At 57.8% G+C, this 16,205-nt stretch carries 14 protein-coding genes; 9 read left to right on the plus strand and 5 right to left on the minus strand.

The window, feature by feature from the left end:
- The first annotated feature begins 48 nt into the window (after positions 1 to 48).
- Both EDB95_RS27350 and EDB95_RS21675 read left to right on the plus strand, forming a co-directional pair.
- A complete protein-coding gene (locus EDB95_RS27350) occupies positions 49 to 222 on the plus strand; it encodes a hypothetical protein (protein ID WP_162852718.1) in 174 nt (57 codons plus the stop codon).
- Positions 223 to 336: 114 nt separating this feature from the next.
- A complete protein-coding gene (locus tag EDB95_RS21675) occupies positions 337 to 2,073 on the plus strand; it encodes a sodium:solute symporter (RefSeq protein WP_133997175.1) in 1,737 nt (578 codons plus the stop codon).
- Here the strand turns inward: EDB95_RS21675 and EDB95_RS21680 are convergent.
- From EDB95_RS21680 to EDB95_RS21690, 3 genes are all read right to left on the minus strand, one after another.
- Positions 2,042 to 4,453 (minus strand): ABC transporter permease, encoded by a 2,412-nt coding sequence (locus tag EDB95_RS21680; RefSeq protein WP_133997178.1) that lies wholly within the window; start codon positions 4,451 to 4,453, stop codon positions 2,042 to 2,044. The two genes, EDB95_RS21675 and EDB95_RS21680, sit on opposite strands and share 32 nt — an antisense overlap.
- 134 nt (positions 4,454 to 4,587) lie before the next feature.
- Entirely contained in the window at positions 4,588 to 6,072 is a 1,485-nt protein-coding gene (locus tag EDB95_RS21685; protein WP_133997181.1) for a TonB family protein, read from the minus strand.
- A complete protein-coding gene (locus tag EDB95_RS21690; protein ID WP_133997184.1) occupies positions 6,050 to 6,649 on the minus strand; it encodes an RNA polymerase sigma factor in 600 nt (199 codons plus the stop codon). The genes EDB95_RS21685 and EDB95_RS21690 overlap by 23 nt, the downstream gene beginning before the upstream one ends.
- A gap of 70 nt (positions 6,650 to 6,719) precedes the next feature.
- On the opposite strand from EDB95_RS21690, the gene EDB95_RS21695 reads away from it, so the two are divergent.
- Both EDB95_RS21695 and EDB95_RS21700 read left to right on the plus strand, forming a co-directional pair.
- Positions 6,720 to 7,241, plus strand: coding sequence for a hypothetical protein (locus EDB95_RS21695; RefSeq protein ID WP_133997187.1), 522 nt, complete (start codon positions 6,720 to 6,722; stop codon positions 7,239 to 7,241).
- 11 nt (positions 7,242 to 7,252) lie between these two features.
- Entirely contained in the window at positions 7,253 to 7,870 is a 618-nt protein-coding gene (locus EDB95_RS21700; RefSeq protein WP_133997190.1) for a hypothetical protein, read from the plus strand.
- On the opposite strand, the gene xerD is transcribed toward EDB95_RS21700, so the two are convergent.
- Positions 7,864 to 8,763: a site-specific tyrosine recombinase XerD gene (gene xerD, locus EDB95_RS21705; RefSeq protein WP_133997193.1), complete on the minus strand. Its 900-nt coding sequence runs from the start codon at positions 8,761 to 8,763 to the stop codon at positions 7,864 to 7,866. The two genes, EDB95_RS21700 and xerD, sit on opposite strands and share 7 nt — an antisense overlap.
- A gap of 59 nt (positions 8,764 to 8,822) precedes the next feature.
- Here xerD and EDB95_RS21710 point away from each other — a divergent pair, with 59 nt between their 5' ends.
- On the plus strand, positions 8,823 to 9,356 hold the full coding sequence (locus EDB95_RS21710; RefSeq protein ID WP_133997196.1) for a YkgJ family cysteine cluster protein: 534 nt from the start codon (positions 8,823 to 8,825) through the stop codon (positions 9,354 to 9,356).
- Between the two features lie 55 nt (positions 9,357 to 9,411).
- Here EDB95_RS21710 and EDB95_RS21715 read toward each other — a convergent pair whose 3' ends face one another.
- Positions 9,412 to 11,001: a peptide chain release factor 3 gene (locus EDB95_RS21715; protein ID WP_133997199.1), complete on the minus strand. Its 1,590-nt coding sequence runs from the start codon at positions 10,999 to 11,001 to the stop codon at positions 9,412 to 9,414.
- Positions 11,002 to 11,041: 40 nt separating this feature from the next.
- Between EDB95_RS21715 and EDB95_RS21720 the strand changes: the two genes are divergently transcribed.
- The 4 genes from EDB95_RS21720 (at position 11,042) to EDB95_RS21735 (ending at position 16,174) form a co-directional block, all read left to right on the plus strand.
- On the plus strand, positions 11,042 to 12,286 hold the full coding sequence (locus EDB95_RS21720) for an ABC transporter permease (RefSeq protein WP_246073759.1): 1,245 nt from the start codon (positions 11,042 to 11,044) through the stop codon (positions 12,284 to 12,286).
- A gap of 27 nt (positions 12,287 to 12,313) precedes the next feature.
- On the plus strand, positions 12,314 to 13,321 hold the full coding sequence (gene tsaD, locus EDB95_RS21725; protein WP_133997202.1) for a tRNA (adenosine(37)-N6)-threonylcarbamoyltransferase complex transferase subunit TsaD: 1,008 nt from the start codon (positions 12,314 to 12,316) through the stop codon (positions 13,319 to 13,321).
- A gap of 95 nt (positions 13,322 to 13,416) precedes the next feature.
- On the plus strand, positions 13,417 to 14,949 hold the full coding sequence (locus EDB95_RS21730; protein ID WP_133997205.1) for a sensor histidine kinase: 1,533 nt from the start codon (positions 13,417 to 13,419) through the stop codon (positions 14,947 to 14,949).
- Positions 14,939 to 16,174 carry a DUF4407 domain-containing protein gene (locus EDB95_RS21735; RefSeq protein ID WP_133997208.1) on the plus strand — a complete coding sequence of 412 codons (1,236 nt, stop codon included), beginning with the start codon at positions 14,939 to 14,941 and terminating at the stop codon, positions 16,172 to 16,174. The genes EDB95_RS21730 and EDB95_RS21735 overlap by 11 nt, the downstream gene beginning before the upstream one ends.
- The last annotated feature ends 31 nt before the right edge of the window (positions 16,175 to 16,205 follow it).

The following is a 16,205-nucleotide window of genomic DNA, read 5'->3' on the forward strand; positions in this document are numbered from 1 at the left end:
TCTCCCCGGACAAAGGGGGTTATATTTGCCGATCAATTGCTGTCTAGGATGTCTGAAAGTAGTAACAGAAAAGGCCCGGAATTCGGGCTGGTCGTGGGCGTCGTCCTGGGAATCGCCCTGGGGATGCTCTGGAAAGAAATGGCCGTGGGGGTCCTCGTTGGCGGCGGCATAGGATTGCTGTTGTTCTCACGAAGCCGGGGAAGACGTGAAAGAGAAGAATAGTCCCCCCGACGAGCGTGCTCCCTTATTCGGGAACTGGACAGCCTGGTATGGGCTCGTCCTTCTCGTCCTATTCCTCTGTATAGGCGCCCTGTATTGGTTCACCAAAGCCTTCGCATGAGCGTCATCGATTGGATAGTGCTGGTCACCACACTTTTGGGCGTCACGATATATGGGGTGCTGAAAAGCCGCGGTTCCAAAAACCTGGATGGATATTTCTTAGGTGACCGGAGCCTGCCCTGGTACATCATCCTGCTCAGCATCATGGGCACCCAGGCCAGCGCCATTACTTTTCTCTCAGCGCCCGGTCAGGCGTACACCGACGGGATGCGTTTTGTACAATACTATTTTGGACTCCCTTTGGCGATGATCGTGTTGTGCATCGTCTTCGTACCGCTTTTTCACCGGCTCAAGGTCTATACGGCCTACGAATACCTGGAGCGCCGTTTCGACGTCAAAACCCGGACGCTCACGTCCTCGCTTTTCCTGCTGCAACGGGGACTTTCCACGGGGATCAGCATCTATGCGCCTTCCATCATCCTGTCGTCCCTCCTCGGCTGGAACATCTACTGGACAAACGCGGTCATGGGCGGGTTGCTCATCGTATACACCGTGACCGGTGGCGCCCGGGCCGTAGCCTATACCCAGCAGCTCCAACTGATCGTCATCTTTGCCTCGCTGGCCATCGTGGCCTATATGGTCATCCACCTCCTGCCGCAGGGTGTGGGGCTTTGGCAGGCCCTCCACATCAGCGGCCGGCTGGGCCGTCTCAACGCCCTGACGACGGGCGTATCGAAGGGGGGATTCGACTGGACGGACAAATACAATATCTGGAGCGGGTTGATCGGTGGCTTTTTTCTCGCGTTGTCGTATTTCGGCACCGACCAGTCACAGGTGGGCCGGTACCTTACGGCCAGGAGTATACGCGAAAGCCGGCTCGGCCTGCTCATGAACGGCCTGGTTAAGATCCCCATGCAGTTTGCCATCCTCTTGCTCGGGGCGCTGGTCTTTGTATTTTACCAATTCTACCCGGCGCCGTTGTTCTTCAACAAGGTCCAGACACACCGTGTCGAAACCTCCGCTTACCGAAGCGCCGGTCACGCCCTCCAGACCCGGTACGATACTTTGTCCATGGAAAAACAACTGGCCGTCAGCGCCTACGCAGACGCCGTCCACCGGGGGGACACCGTCGTACAACGCCGAACCGGTCTGTTGTTGAACGAACTCCATCAAAAGGACCTGGGGTTACGCCAGGACTACCGCGCCCTCCTGGACAAACCCGGTCTCCGGGGCGGTGACGACAACGACACCAACTATATTTTCCTCCGTTTTGTCGTAGACTATCTGCCCATGGGCATGGTGGGGCTCCTGATTGCCGTCATATTCCTCGCGGCCTGGGGCAGCATTGCCGCTGCGCTCAACGCCCTGGCCTCCTGTTCCGTGGTGGACATCCACAAAAAATTTATCCAACGCCGGTGCACCGACCACGAAGACGTCCGGTGGTCCCGCTGGTATACGCTGGGGTGGGGGCTTTTTTGCATCCTGACCGCCCAGTTCGCTTCCCGCCTGGGCAGCCTCATCGAAGCCGTCAATGTGCTGGGGTCGCTTTTTTACGGGACCATTCTCGGGATCTTCCTCGTGGCGTTTTATGTAAAACGCGCCGGGGGCAGCGTGACGTTTTGGAGCGCGGTCGTCGTGGAATGTTTCGTGATCGCGCTTTTCAAATGGTCTCCCATCGGTTTTCTTTGGCTCAATGCCGTGGGCGCGCTGGGCGTGGTTGTCCTGGCCTGGCTGGGTTCCCTGTTTTTCCCAAAAAGAATGATTATTCGGCCCGAAGGCTTTTCACAGGAGTAGCCGCTGCCGCCTTGATAGCCTGGAAGCTGACGGTTCCCAGCGCGATCAGGATCGAGGCTGCACCCGCCACTGCGAATACCCACCATTGGATGCCGATGCGGTATGCAAAGCCTTGCAGCCAGTTGTGCATGATCCAACCGGAGACCGGGAATGCGATCAGGCAGGACAGCAGCACCAGGCGGATAAAATCCCGCGACAACAATTCTGCGATCTGTGCGCCGGTTGCCCCCAACACTTTGCGAATGCCGATCTCCTTGACGCGCTGTTCCGCGGTATAGGCGGCCAGGCCGAAAAGCCCAAGACAGGAGATGAGGATCGCCAGTGCCGCAAAGACCCGCGACAACTTCGAGATCAGCATTTCGCTCATGAACTTGTCATTAAACTGATCCTCCACGAACAAATAATCGAAAGGATAGCCGGGGTTGTATTTCTTGCAGAGCGCCGTCATTTTCGCGATGGCCACGTCGGGGGCAATGCCTGGCCGCAGGCGCACATACATATACGTGGTGAATTGAGGGATACACCAAAATACCACCGGATCGGGATGCCCATACATATCACCGTACATATAGTCGTCCACGACACCCGCCACGACCATATCGACGTGAAGATTGCCGTCCTGCGTGAGGGTTTTGCCAACAGCGCTACCGCCCCCCATCAATTGCTCCATACTGCGCGTCACCAGGACGTGTATAACCGGGAAATCCTTTATGTGCGCCGGGTCCATGAAGTGCATCGTATCGGTAGCTTCGAAGTCCCGGCCCTCCCGGATGTGCATCCCCAGGGTTGACATAAATTCCGGGCTGGTCAACCGCACGGAAATAATGACGTTACTCGCCGGGGGCTTCCCCACCCAGCCAATGCCGCCGGTATTGTTCCCCGCCTCCAGCGTGACGTGATCGGTGAGCGCGGCGTTTTTTGCGATGCCCGCGTCGATCAGTTCCTGGCGGAGGGCGGTAAAAGACGGCAGCAGGTTTCCTTGCAGCGGGATCTGCACGAGGTCCTTCCGGTTAAATCCAAGGTTCCTGTTTTTGACGTGCTGAATCTGCTGGTAGATGATAACGGTCGCAATGATCAGCACGATCGATACTGTGAATTGCAGGACCACCAGCCCCTTGCGGATCAGGGCCGCGCTCCCCGTTTTCAAACGGATGCCTTTGAGCACAAACACCGGGTTAAAAGACGACAGGTAAAGCGACGGATAGCTGCCTGCGACGAGGCCGCAGACCAGGGCCAGAAGGAACAAGGCCCCCAGGTGCAAGGGTTTCCACAAGTCGAGGGTCAGGTTTTTCTGGACCAACAGGTTAAACGCGGGCAATACCAAGGCCATGAGCAACACCGCCACCAGCGTCGCCGCAAGGCTGAGGACAAGCGCTTCGCCCATAAACTGGCCGACCAACCCCGGTTTGCCGGCTCCCAGTACCTTGCGGACGCCCACTTCCTTCGATCGCTTTTCGCTCCGGGCCGTGGCCAGGTTCATAAAGTTGATACACGCGATCAGTAAAACGATCCAGGCGATCAGCGAAAACAGGTGCACATAAGTGATGCGCCCGCTTCCCGTTGGTTTCCCGTTATCGAACTGGTCCCGCAGGCGCCAGTCCTTCATCCCAAAAAGAAAGAGGTGCACCGTCGACACTTCGCTCTCTACTTTCTGGGTCGTAAAATCATAACGGGGTTCGAGCAATTGCCGGTTCAACACCCCCGGATCCACGCCGGGCTTTAACTCCACATACGTCGTGATGCCGAAGTTGTTCCACTTATGAAAGTGCTCATTGTCCCGGAAAAATACGTCAAACGGTACCGCCCACTCGAAGGGTAGGGAGGTGTTCGCCGGAAAGTCCCTGATCACCCCCGAGACCACGTAGTCTTGTTTGTTGTCCATGTTCACCGTCCTGCCGACGATATGCTGAACGCTCCCAAAGAATTTTTTTGCCGCGCTCTCCGTGATCACAATCGAATGCCGTTGCGTAAACACGCCCCCTTCCACAAACGGCAGCGTGAACAGGCTGAAATACGAAGGCTCCACGTATTTGCCCGACGCATTCATCGACCGGTCGCCGACCCGGAACATCACCGCATCCGTTCCCTCCGTTGTCCGGCAGGTTGCTTCCACCCCCGGCATCGTCGCCATCACCGGGGCCAGCGGACCCGGCGTCGAGGTATGGGTGAAAACGCCCTTGTCCTCCTGGTCATTCACCTTGACCACGTAGACCCGATCCCGGTTCGCCTGGTTGCTGTCAAACGTCACCTCGTCCTCCACCCAAAGAAAGATCAGCCCCGCGCAGGCGATCCCCGTTGCAAGTCCAAGGATGTTGAGGAAGGCATAGCCCTTATTTTTTTGCAGGGACCTGGAGGCGATCCGGATATAGTGTTTCAGCATACCCTTTTCTCGCACGATTTCGGTGCCAAAGGTCTAAGGGATTGGTAAGTAATTTGTTGGAAAAAAAATGCGGGCGCAATCTGTCCGCTTTTAATACAATCCGCGTTCATACCCGCACGCGCGGGGCCCGCCGTTCAAAAGTGCACTTTCAGCTTCCCCTTTACTTTTTTGCCCTCCTTTGCCTTTTTCCAGTTCGGCCCCTGTAACAATAGCCGGACCGCTTCCGCGTCACACGGATTGCAAAGAGACTTCGTCACGCTGACGTTGGTGGGTTTGCCGGTTGCGTCCACCTGGAAGGTCAGGTGCACATACCCGTGGATGTGGTTTTGAAGCGCCTCGTCGGGCATCTGGATATTGTTGGTGAGGTAGTCGTTGTAATTGCTCCACCCCTCCAGCGGCTCGGCGCCGGTTGTATCCGGCAGGTCCGGCTTGCTCTTCTTTGTACCCATGCCCACCACCACCACCTTGTCCAGTTGGGCCGTGTCAAGGATCAGTTGAAGAGAAGGCAGGTTCTTCAGCTCGTCTTCGTTAAACTGCCGGGGCGCGTACCCCACCGCGGTAACCAGTACTTTGGTGGCAGTATCCGTCGTCCCCAGCCGGAAAAAACCGTTCTGGTCCGCCGACCACTCCCGCCCCGAGGGCAGGACGCGGATGGATGCGTACGAGATCGGCTGGTTGAAGACATCGGTGATGTGGTTCTGGAAATAGGTTTTCCTGTCGGGTACCCCTCTGATCCTGATATCGAGTGCGTTGGCGTTTCTCGCCAGGGCCATCGTTGCGTTTCCCGCCGGGACCGTCGTTGCGTTTCCCGCATGGGGCATCGTTACATAGCTCGTGTCGGCGGCCGGCGCCACATTTCCCGTGACCGTTACGTCCACCCCCCGCGCCAAGGTATCAAATGCCTTTGCCTCTTGCTTCTGCGCCTGAGGTGCGGCGGGCGCTGCCGGCCTTCGCGCCGCTGTTGTGGGCGCCGCCACCGGCGGTACCGCCCTGGACTCCTGGGCCGCAGCACTGAGCAACGCCGCGCTTTGCGCGGGCGCCGCTGCTGTGCGTGGCTTCTGCGCTTGCGCCTTAGGCGCCGCCGCCGTGGCCGCCGCCGCGGGGTTCTTCACGCCGGACGCCTCTGTCTTCGGGGCCTGCACCCTGGGTACGACTGGCGCCTGCCCCTCCGCCGCTGGTGCGTGCCTCTCCGGCGTCGTTGGCGCGGGCCCCTCCGGCGCGTGCGATGCGCCTGGCGTCGCGGGCGGCGCAACTTTTTGCGCCAAAGGCGCTTTTTGCGCCGCAGCCACCCTCTTCTCCGGGCTGCCCGCCCACCAATACCGGTAAGCCAGCCCCCCGGCCCCTGCCATGACCACGACCACCGCCGCCGCCCGCCACCAAACACCCAAACCGCGGTTCCGGTGTACCCGGGCCGCGAGCCGTTGGCGGAGGATCGACAAGTCTTTTGACGCCTGTCCGGGGGGTAAACCCGCAAAGCCCTCCAGGGCCTCCTCCAAAAAGGGGTCCTCCAGCGCCGCCTTTTCCAGGGCGTGCCGTTCGGCCGGGGTCATCAAGCCCTGGTGATAACGCTCGATGTCCTCCGCCGTAAAAATGGTTTTATCGGACTCCTTTTTGAACATGCGTTCTTTCCCCCATACATATTTTCAGGTTCCTTCGCCCATTCTGGATGTGGCTCCGGACCTTGTTCCATTCCTGACCTGTCAACGCTCCAATCTCCTGGTAACATTTATTTTCCTTATAAAAAAGGACCACTACCTGTCTTTGTTCGGCTGGCAGCGCTTCCAGGCACTTCTCCAGCCGCAGGAAGGTTTCTTCCTCCTCGCCTCCATTAAGGTGCGGATTCTCCTCAGAATACACAAAATCCGCCCCGAATTCCACGATTTTGCCCTTTCCGCCCGAACGGAGTTGCATCAGACAGTAATTCCGTGTCACCCGGTAGAGCCACGACTTGAAATGTTGGACCGGGTACTTGGCGACGTCCCGAACCAGGACCTCGAAAATCCCCATGACGGCATCCCTGGACAGCTCCGGGTCTTCCAGGTAACGCACACACAAGCCATAGACCAGGTCCATATACCGCTCGTACAGGTCCGCCAGGGCCTGGAGGTCCCCCCCGTCCTGGTAAGCCTTTACCAAAAATTCGTCCGGCTGAGACGGATCCGGTCTTTTCCCCCTTATAGAGCGTAAAAAGGACATCTGGGTAGAAAATTAAGGAAAAAGGATGTGTAATTCCCCGGGCCGCTGCACCTCTATGGAAAACGGTGTCATGCTGAAAGCTATACTTATCCTGTGTGCGTTTATCGCGGTGCGCTCCGGCCTTTGGGCGCAAGTCGCGTCGGCTCCCCGGACCTCGGCGGACCCGCTCATGGCTCAGCGCTTCCCGCCCCCGGGCAAACGCCTCCCGTCCCCGGTTCAGCCCCTCCCCCCTGTGGTCCTGCCGCTTCCGCCCCTGGCGCTGCCCCTTCCGTCGGCCGCCCTGCCTGATGTGCTCGTCGAGACCCCTGTATATGTCTATGCCATGGACGAGAGCGGCTTCATGCTCAACGCCTCCATCTCGGTCCTCGAAACCAACCTGCTCGTCCTCTCTGACGGGAATGGCCTTTGTACCTGTATCGCACCGGCCGGCTGCGCCAGGCTGACCCTGATGATATACAGTTGCGGCTATGCCCCTGTCCGGAGGACGGTGGATTTATCCAGCCGGCCGGTGCAGCCCATGTACGTCGGGATGACGCGTTTGAAGGAACCCAATACCGTCCCCGGGGTCCGTATCATCCCCTGTAGTCATTAAATAAACAGCCGATGCAAATACATATCCCCGAACCCTGCACCGCTTCCTGGGATCAGATGACGCCCACGGACAAAGGCCGCCACTGCGCGGCGTGTGCTAAACAAGTCGTCGATTTTACCGGGTTGACTGACGAGCAGGTGCTGCGGTATTTTCAAACGGCTGCCGGTTCTACCTGCGGTCGGTTTACTACCGGACAGTTGCGGCGGCCGCTACGCCCTGCTCCTTCCCGTTTTGGCTGGATACTGGCGCTGCTGTTGGGATGTCTCCGGGCGACTGGACAGACGACGCAGGGGAACGCCATCGTTACGCATAAGACACTACCATCGATTTGGATAGACACCGTGCACAGCGCGCTCACCGGCTTAGTAGCGGTCAACCCGGACCGGGATATTCCTTCCGTCCGGATCACCGTTGTCGACACGGGCGGACGGGTGATCCCAGGCGCCGATATCCGCGCGGCTTGTACGCGCCGGGGCGTCATCTATACCATTTCAGCGGCAGGGTTTGTCCCACGGACAATGAGGATGCGTTATCCCCCTTCCAAGGTGGGAACAAAAGAAGTTACGGTCCGCCTGGAACGGGAGCCGGTCGTCGTCGTGGGCGGCGCAAGGGCCGTGGACGACTATTGAAACCCCGGATGGTGCTCCTGCAACGTCTTCCGCAGGTACTCCCTGTCCAGGTGCGTGTAGATCTCGGTGGTGGTGATGCTTTCGTGACCCAGCATTTCCTGGACGGCCCGCAGGTCCGCCCCGCCTTCCACGAGGTGGGTCGCAAAAGAATGGCGGAAGGTATGCGGGGAGATGTTTTTGGCAATACCCGCCTTCTGTGCGAGGGCCTTGATGACATAAAAGATCATCACCCGGGAGAGTGCACTGCCGCGGCGGTTTAGAAAGACGATGTCTTCGCTCCCCGGTTTGACCGGCAGGTGCACCCGTATTTGCTCCCTGTAAATACCGATATATTTCAGCGCGGCCCTGCCGATGGGCACCAGCCGCTCTTTGTCTCCTTTGCCGATCACCCGGATAAAGCCCACGTCCGGGTACAGACAGGAAAGCCGCAGGGATACGAGTTCGCTCACCCGGAGCCCGCAGCTGTACAGGGTTTCCAGGATGGCCCGGTTGCGTCCGCCTTCGGGGGTGCTGTGGTCGATCTGGGACAGCATCGATTCGATCTCCTCAAAGCTCAGCACGTCGGGCAGCGCCCGTTTGAGCTTTGGCCCCTCCAGCAGTTCGGTGGGGTCGGCCTGCACGATCTGTTCCAGGAGACAGTATTTGTAAAAAGAACGGAGTCCGGACAAAATACGCCCTTGCGAGGACGGGGTCATGTGCAGGGAGGCCACCCATTGCAGGAACTTCCGGAGGTCGTCCGTTGTCAGCTCCGAGGGTTTTTGAGGGGTTTGGACAAAAAGGAGGTATTGGGTGAGCTTTTCCACGTCCCCCAAGTAGGCCTCCACCGAGTGCTGCGAGAGCGATCGCTCCAGCTGAAGATAGGCCTTGAACCCCTTTTTATACGGTTCCCACATGCGCTACAACAATTTTGCCTTATTTTCGACCTTTATTTTTCAAAATTCGCACTTCCCAGATGAATCTCCGCTCGTTCAGGAAAAAACTCCTAGATAAAAAACCGAGGCTCCGCCGCATCCTAACCCGGATAGAAAACGACCCCCCTCCCGGGATCGAACACATGGCCGTCGGGGCCGATGCGCTGACGTGGAAAGAGGTGGATTGCCTGACCTGTGGGAACTGCTGCCGGTCCATGACCCCGACCTTTACCAAGGAAGACGTCATTCGCATTGCCGCCCACCTGTCCATGACCCCGGACGAATTCCGCAAAAAATGGCTGTACAAGGATACGGACGGGGATTGGATGAACAAGTCGCGTCCCTGCCAGTTTTTTAATACCGAGGACTTCAAGTGCTCCATCTACGAGGTGCGTCCCGCCGATTGCTCCGGGTTCCCGCACTTGACGAAGCGCAAAACCCTCGACTACATCCACGTCTACAAACAGAACGTCGAGTACTGTCCCGCGACCCAGCGCTGGGTCGAGCACCTGGAGGGTATGATCACGGGCAAAAAGGTGCCGCCTGCGACGCCGCTGGAGTTGCGGCAGCCGTAGGCGCCCAGGCTGCGCCCTCCGGCAAACGCGCGGCGCGGCCTGAAGCGCGTAGCGCCTACTTGTGTATCTCCGACGTAAAATGAAACTCGATATCCGGATTGTTGGTCCGCTCCGTATTGAGGAACCACTCGCTTTGCGCGAGATAAACCAGGTGTTCGTCCTTGTCTTCCACGATGTTCGAGGGTTTGAAGCGGGCGAAGTCTTCCAGCTTTTTGGGGTCCGCCGAGGTGATCCAGCAAGCCTTGTAGAAAGGCAGGCTGTTGAACTGGCAGGCCGCCCCGTATTCCTGTAACAGCCGGTACTGGATAACTTCGAACTGGAGGTCGCCCACGCAGCCGATGATCTTCCGGTTTCCCCCGTGCTGGGTAAAGAGCTGGGCGACGCCCTCGTCGGTCAACTGGCGGATGCCTTTTTCCAGTTGTTTGGTCTTCATCGGATCCTTGTTCACCAGTTCCTTAAACAGTTCCGGGGAAAAGGACGGAATCCCTGTATAGAAGAAGTCTTCCCCCTCCGTCAGCGTGTCTCCGATCTTGAACTGGCCGGTATCGAAGAGACCAATGACGTCCCCGGGAAAGGCTTCCTCGATGACATCCTTGTCCCTGGCCAGGAAGGAATAGGGGTTGCTGAAACGGACATCCTTGTCCAGGCGGACGTGGTGGTAAAACGTATTGCGCTGGAAACGACCGGAACAGACGCGTAAGAACGCGATCCGGTCCCGGTGTTTCGGGTCGAGGTTGGCGTGGATCTTGAAAATAAAACCGCTAAAGGCGTCCTCGGCGGGAGGAACAACCCGGACGTTGGTGGGCCGGGGGAGGGGAGAGGGGGCGACCCGGACAAAGGTGTCCAGGAGTTCCTTTACCCCGAAGTTGTTGATGGCGCTCCCGAAGAAAACGGGTGCGACCTTGGCGGCCAGATAATCCGGGACGTTGAGCTCCCCGTATACCCCGTCGATCAGCTCTACGTCTTCCCGGAGGCGGGTGGCATCGGACAAGCCGACCTTGTCTTCGAGCACCGGTGCGGACAGGTCCTCGATCAGCACGGTATCATCTCCCGCCGCTTTGGTATTGGCGGTGAATAGGAGCAGGTTTTTGTCAAACAGGTTGTATACCCCCTTGAAGTCCCGCCCGTTGTTGATCGGCCAGGTGATGGGGTGGAGATTGATGTGTAGTTCTTTTTCGATTTCTTCCAGTAGGTCGAAGGGCTGTTTGCCGTCCCGGTCCATCTTGTTTATAAAGACGATGACGGGCGTATCCCGCATCCGGCAGACTTCCATCAACCGGCGCGTCTGTTCCTCGACCCCGTTGACGCTGTCGATGACCAGCACGACGCTGTCCACCGCGGTCAGGGTCCGGTAGGTATCCTCGGCAAAATCCTTGTGGCCGGGTGTGTCCAACAGGTTCACCAACATCCCGCGATACTCGAAAGTCATGACCGAGGTGGCCACGGAGATACCCCTCTGCCGTTCGATCTCCATGAAGTCGCTCGTCGCGTGCTTTTTGATCTTGTTGCTCTTGACCGCGCCTGCCGTTTGGATGGCGCCCCCGAACAGGAGGAATTTCTCCGTCAGCGTCGTTTTACCGGCGTCCGGGTGCGAAATAATGGCGAACGTCTTGCGACGTTGGATCTGTTCGTTATACTTGTTCATGGGCGCGCAAAGGTACGACTTTTTTTCGTAGGTTTGAAACATGCGGAAGACCCTGAACATCCTGTCCACCAGTTTTCGCATGGCGATGGACGAGCTCAGAAAGAACCGGCTCCGGAGCTTCCTGTCCCTGTTTGGCATCACCATCGGGATCTTCTGCATCGTCGCGGTGCTCGCCACCGTTAACAGCCTGGACAGCACCGTCCACGAAGAGCTCAAAGCCATGGGGACCAATACGGTGTTTGTCCAGAAATGGCCCTGGGGCGGGGGGGCGGATTACCCCTGGTGGAAGTACCTCAGCCGGCCCACGCCCAAGTACGAAGAGCTTCGGTTTATCAAGGAGCGCGCGGACTATGCTGCACACGCCGCTATTTTTTTCAATGGTCAGACCAACCTCGAATACGGAGATTTTGCCCTGACCAACGTCAACTGGTACGGGGTTACTGAAGAGTTCAACCTCATTCAAAACGTCGACGTCGGTTATGGGCGTTTTATTCTCCCCTCCGAGTTTCAGTATGGGACGCCGGTGGCCGTCATGGGCTACACCACCGCTGAGAAATTGTTTGACGATCCCCCCACCGCCGTTGGCAAAACCATAGAGATCAAGGGACACAAAGTGCTGATCGTGGGGGTTATCCGGAAACAAGGCAACTCGCTCATCGGCGGATGGGACTTTGACAACGTCGTTGTCATTCCCTACCAGTTCTGCACCTCGTTCGCCAACGTCCACAACCAGGACATGGCCATCCTCGTCCGCGGTAAAGAAGGCATCCCCCTCGACGAGGTCAAGGGCCAGCTCCGGGGCGTCATGCGCGCCGTCCGGCGACTCAGCCCCAAACAAGATGACAACTTCGCACTCAACGACGTCACCAGCGGCACCAGCGAACTCAATTCCATTTTTGGCGGGATGACGCTCGGGGGCTTTGCCATCACCATCCTGTCCTTTATCGTCGGCATCTTCGGCGTCGCCAACATCATGTTCGTCACCGTCCGGGAACGGACCCCCATGATCGGCCTCAAAAAGGCCATCGGTGCCAAACGCCGGACCATCCTCCTCGAATTCCTGCTGGAATCCGCCTTTCTTTGCGTACTCGGCGGTGTCATCGGGCTCATCCTCGTTTTCCTCCTGACCTTTTTACTCAGCAGCGTCGTCCATTTTACCGTCTCCATTTCCTTCGGCCTCTTTCTCGGATCGGTCCTCTTTTGCATCTTCACCGGCATGCTCGCGGGCATCATCCCCGCGTCCATCGCCGCCAGGATGGACCCCGTCAAGGCCATTCGCAGCTAATGGCTGCTATGGCGTACCTTTGCGGCCATGAGTACGACCATCCTCGCCATCGAGTCTTCCTGTGATGAAACCAGCGCAGCGGTTTGTAAGGACGGACAGATCCTTACGAATTATATCGCGGGACAGGCGGTCCATGAGCAGTTTGGTGGGGTAGTCCCCGAGCTGGCGAGCCGGGCCCACATGCAGCACATCGTCCCGGTGGTGGACGTTGCCCTCAAACAGGCGGGCGTTACGGTCACCGACCTGGACGCCATTGCTTTTACCCAGGCACCGGGGTTGATCGGTTCATTGCTCGTGGGGAGCTGTTTTGCCAAATCGCTGGCGCTTGCCCTGGACAAGCCCCTGATCGCGGTGCACCACATGCAGGCCCATGTGTTGGCCAACCTGATTGCGGAGCCGGCGCCTTCTTACCCTTTCCTTTGCCTGACGGTCAGCGGGGGACATACTCAGATTGTACTTTGCCGGTCGCCCCTGGACATGGAGGTGTTGGGGGAGACGCTGGACGACGCGGCAGGCGAGGCCTTTGACAAAAGCGCCAAGCTCCTGGATCTGCCGTATCCCGGGGGGCCTTTGATCGACAAACACGCGCGCTCCGGGAACCCCGAACGGTTTGCTTTCCCCGAGCCTCAGATCCCGGGTCTGAACTTTAGCTTCAGCGGTCTGAAGACCTCCATCCTTTATTTTCTCCAGGACGGGAAGCGTGCCGACCCGGATTTCGTCCGCAAAAACCTGGACGACATTTGCGCGTCTATCCAGCACCGTATCGTCACCATCCTTCTCCACAAACTCGGCCGGGCGGCCAAGGAAACCGGCATCCGCGAGGTGTGTATCGCCGGGGGCGTATCCGCCAACAGCGGCCTTCGTACGGCCCTGAAGGAAATGGGGGAGCGGCGGGGGTGGAATACGTATATCCCTGCTTTTCAATATTGTACGGATAATGCCGGGATGATCGCCCAAACGGCGTGGTACCTCTATCAGGCGGGGCAGTTTGCAGACCTTTCGGTCAGCCCGAGCGCAAGGGCGGAATGGGCATAACCCAGCCGGCGGGTTTGTCACATCTTTTCACCGGTTCGTCACATGATGACTTCCGGCCCCGCCGGGCGCCGTAACATTGTGTGAAAGTTTACCGCATGAACCTACGACAGCTGGAATTTTGGGTGGCCACCTTACTCGTCACTGTATCGCTTTCTGCTTCCCTGGCCTGGATGGACGGGGCAGGCCAGGCGTCGGTGGCCGATGTACGGCGGGAATTTTGGAATTCCGGGTTGCGGTTTAACTATGTCATGAATTATTTCCTGCCCCACATCCTCCCGGCGTTGTTCTATTATGGAGGATTCCTGGCGGTGATGTTCCTGGGGTATCCGCGCTTTTTCGAAACCAAAAGAAATGATGCTTTTATCACCTTCCTGCTGGGCGTCCTGGGAGCGATGACGTTGTTGTTTGCGTTTAATACCTTTCTGGGAAGCCCGGGCTATAGCGAGAATTATACCGGGCCGGAACGGCTGGCGGGCAGGCTGGTGACCTTTTTCAGCCGCGGACTCATCATGGCCTTGCAATTTATGGCGCTGATAACGGCGTATATCCTGATCAGGGTTTATGTCATACCGGCGTTGATGTCGCGGAGCAAACGAAGCCTGAAGGCGCAGTCCTTTATGACGCATTTTCAGGCCTTTCTTTTTATATGGGTACCGGCCATAGCCGCGGTCTTTTTTGTGCGCCGGGATGCGCTTGACTTTATGATTTTTGTTGCTTTTTGTGCCCTGCCCCTGGCCTTTTTGGTCCACGCCCTGAATTATAACTGGCTGATCCCGTATAGGGAGCAAAAGCGGTTGTCCTGGTGGAAGTATTGGGCGTTGTATCTGATTCTTTCTTTTGCCATGTGCGTGCCGGTCGTGCTGGTGTTCGAGGCGACGATAGGGTCGGTTTCCTTTGACCCCGGGGCGGTGCTGGTGGTGACGTATATATGGATCCTTGTCCTGGTCACCCCCCTGACCTGGATACTTTATCTGTACGGCCGCAAGACAACCGGTCGTTTGAACCAGTTGGCCTCCGCCCTGAGCACGTCCAACGCCAACCTGGATTTTTTAAAGTCCCAGATCAATCCCCACTTCCTCTTCAATGCGCTCAATACCCTTTATGGTACGGCCATCCAGGAACGGAGCGAAAACACCGCCCAGGGCATCCAAAAGCTGGGGGATATGATGCGTTTTATGCTTTTCGACAATATGCAGGATGGTATTCCGTTAATAAAGGAGATTCAGTACATGCGCAACTACATCGACCTGCAGAAGCTGCGCACCCAGGCCTCGGACAAGATAAGGATAGACACGATGCTGGAGGAGGCCGGTTGCCAGCACACCGTAGCGCCTATGTTGCTGATCCCCTTTGTGGAAAACGCCTTCAAACACGGCATCAGCCTGATCAGACCAAGCTGGATCAAGGTATCCCTGACGTGTACGCCTGATAAAGTTTACTTCGACGTCTACAACAGCGTCCATCCGTCCCCGGAAAAAGACCCTGAGGAGAACAGTTCCGGTATCGGCCTGGAAAATGTGCGTCAGCGTCTCCAACTCTTGTACCCCGGACGGCACGAGTTGTCGATCCATCAATCCCAAACCGAATATTTTATTCACCTAACCCTATTGTTCCCACATGGACGGTAACAACATTTCCCTGAGAGAAAGGGCGGAGCGGTCGAGCAAAAACCCGCCCTTCGGACAGCCCCCGATCCGCAAGGAAGAACCCGACGGCTTTTCCCGGTTCCTGTGGTGGCTGGCCACCGTGGACGCGGACGTCATGCGTGAGTGCAACGCCGAAAAGGAGCGCTACCGCATCATCGGTATGTCGGTGCTGATCACGTGGATGTTCGCCACCCTGGCGTGGGGCTACTTTTTTTCCACCATCATCGACGACGAATTGATCGTGGGCGCGCTCGCGGTTTTCTTTGGGCTCGCCATCCTCGCCATCGACCGGAACCTGATCGCCGCCATGGGCAAATCGGGGAGCTGGCTGCCCGTGGTCTTCCGGTTGGCACTGGCGTTGACGATCGGCTTGTTTTTGTCGCAGCCGATCGTGTTGATGCTTTTCCAAAAGGACATTCAAAGCCAGATGGCTTTGAACAAGGAAAAGAAACTGGAAACGTTCAGGCAGCAATTGACCACGCTCAACGCGCCGCTGGTCGCGGACTACCAGACGCACATCAAGGCGCTTCAGCAACAGGAGGCCGCGGGCGCCGACCAGGTGAAATTCCTGAAGGACGGCTATATTAAGGAAACCGACGGTACCGGGGGATCGGGTAAGATCGGGGAGGCGGCTGTCGCCCGGGTCAAAAAACAGGAATACCTGAAAAGCCAGGACGCGCAGGACCAACTCCTCCGTCAGAACGATCCCCAGATCGCGTTGTACCAGTCCAAGCTCGACACCATCGAAGCGCAAAATAAAGTCAAGGAACAGGATTATTCCGCCAACCTTTCCAACGGATTTCTCGCGCAGGTGGAGGCCCTGAGCGACCTGCTCAAGGAACACGCCCCTCTGCGGACGCGATACCAGCTGATCATATTGATCATTACCCTGATCGAAGTGATGCCGGTGTTGAGCAAGCTGCTCCTGCCCAAAGGAGAATACGAGGCCAGGCTGGCCCAGGCCACCGAGCTCGGGGTGTATCGCGCCGGGCTGGCCTCGGAGCGGGAAAAGGAGTTGGAAGCCTATTACGCAGAGAAGTCCCTGGAAGCCGATAAGGCCTCGGTGGACCAGTTTTTTGAAGACTCGCGTACTGCCAAGGAACAGATGGGGAAGACGGTGGTCGGCGGGAGCGAGGGGCAGTCGTATAGTCAGTTGTGGAAGAAATTCAGACGACAAGTGCTGTCGTCTCGGAGCGGATCGCGATAAGTGGGCGCCGCGCGCCGTGAAACGCATTTTT

The organism is Dinghuibacter silviterrae (assembly GCF_004366355.1).
In the GTDB taxonomy this organism is placed as follows: domain Bacteria; phylum Bacteroidota; class Bacteroidia; order Chitinophagales; family Chitinophagaceae; genus Dinghuibacter; species Dinghuibacter silviterrae.

Coding starts and splice junctions, on each gene's coding strand:
- EDB95_RS21710 (WP_133997196.1), top strand. CDS start 8,823: ATGAATCTCCGCTCGTTCAGGAAAAAACTCCTAGATAAAAAACCGAGG.
- EDB95_RS21730 (WP_133997205.1), top strand. CDS start 13,417: ATGAACCTACGACAGCTGGAATTTTGGGTGGCCACCTTACTCGTCACT.
- EDB95_RS21715 (WP_133997199.1), bottom strand. CDS start 11,001: ATGAACAAGTATAACGAACAGATCCAACGTCGCAAGACGTTCGCCATT.
- EDB95_RS21675 (WP_133997175.1), top strand. CDS start 337: ATGAGCGTCATCGATTGGATAGTGCTGGTCACCACACTTTTGGGCGTC.
- EDB95_RS21720 (WP_246073759.1), top strand. CDS start 11,042: ATGCGGAAGACCCTGAACATCCTGTCCACCAGTTTTCGCATGGCGATG.
- EDB95_RS21735 (WP_133997208.1), top strand. CDS start 14,939: ATGGACGGTAACAACATTTCCCTGAGAGAAAGGGCGGAGCGGTCGAGC.
- EDB95_RS21700 (WP_133997190.1), top strand. CDS start 7,253: ATGCAAATACATATCCCCGAACCCTGCACCGCTTCCTGGGATCAGATG.
- EDB95_RS27350 (WP_162852718.1), top strand. CDS start 49: ATGTCTGAAAGTAGTAACAGAAAAGGCCCGGAATTCGGGCTGGTCGTG.
- tsaD (WP_133997202.1), top strand. CDS start 12,314: ATGAGTACGACCATCCTCGCCATCGAGTCTTCCTGTGATGAAACCAGC.
- EDB95_RS21685 (WP_133997181.1), bottom strand. CDS start 6,072: ATGTTCAAAAAGGAGTCCGATAAAACCATTTTTACGGCGGAGGACATC.
- EDB95_RS21680 (WP_133997178.1), bottom strand. CDS start 4,453: ATGCTGAAACACTATATCCGGATCGCCTCCAGGTCCCTGCAAAAAAAT.
- xerD (WP_133997193.1), bottom strand. CDS start 8,763: ATGTGGGAACCGTATAAAAAGGGGTTCAAGGCCTATCTTCAGCTGGAG.
- EDB95_RS21690 (WP_133997184.1), bottom strand. CDS start 6,649: ATGTCCTTTTTACGCTCTATAAGGGGGAAAAGACCGGATCCGTCTCAG.
- EDB95_RS21695 (WP_133997187.1), top strand. CDS start 6,720: ATGCTGAAAGCTATACTTATCCTGTGTGCGTTTATCGCGGTGCGCTCC.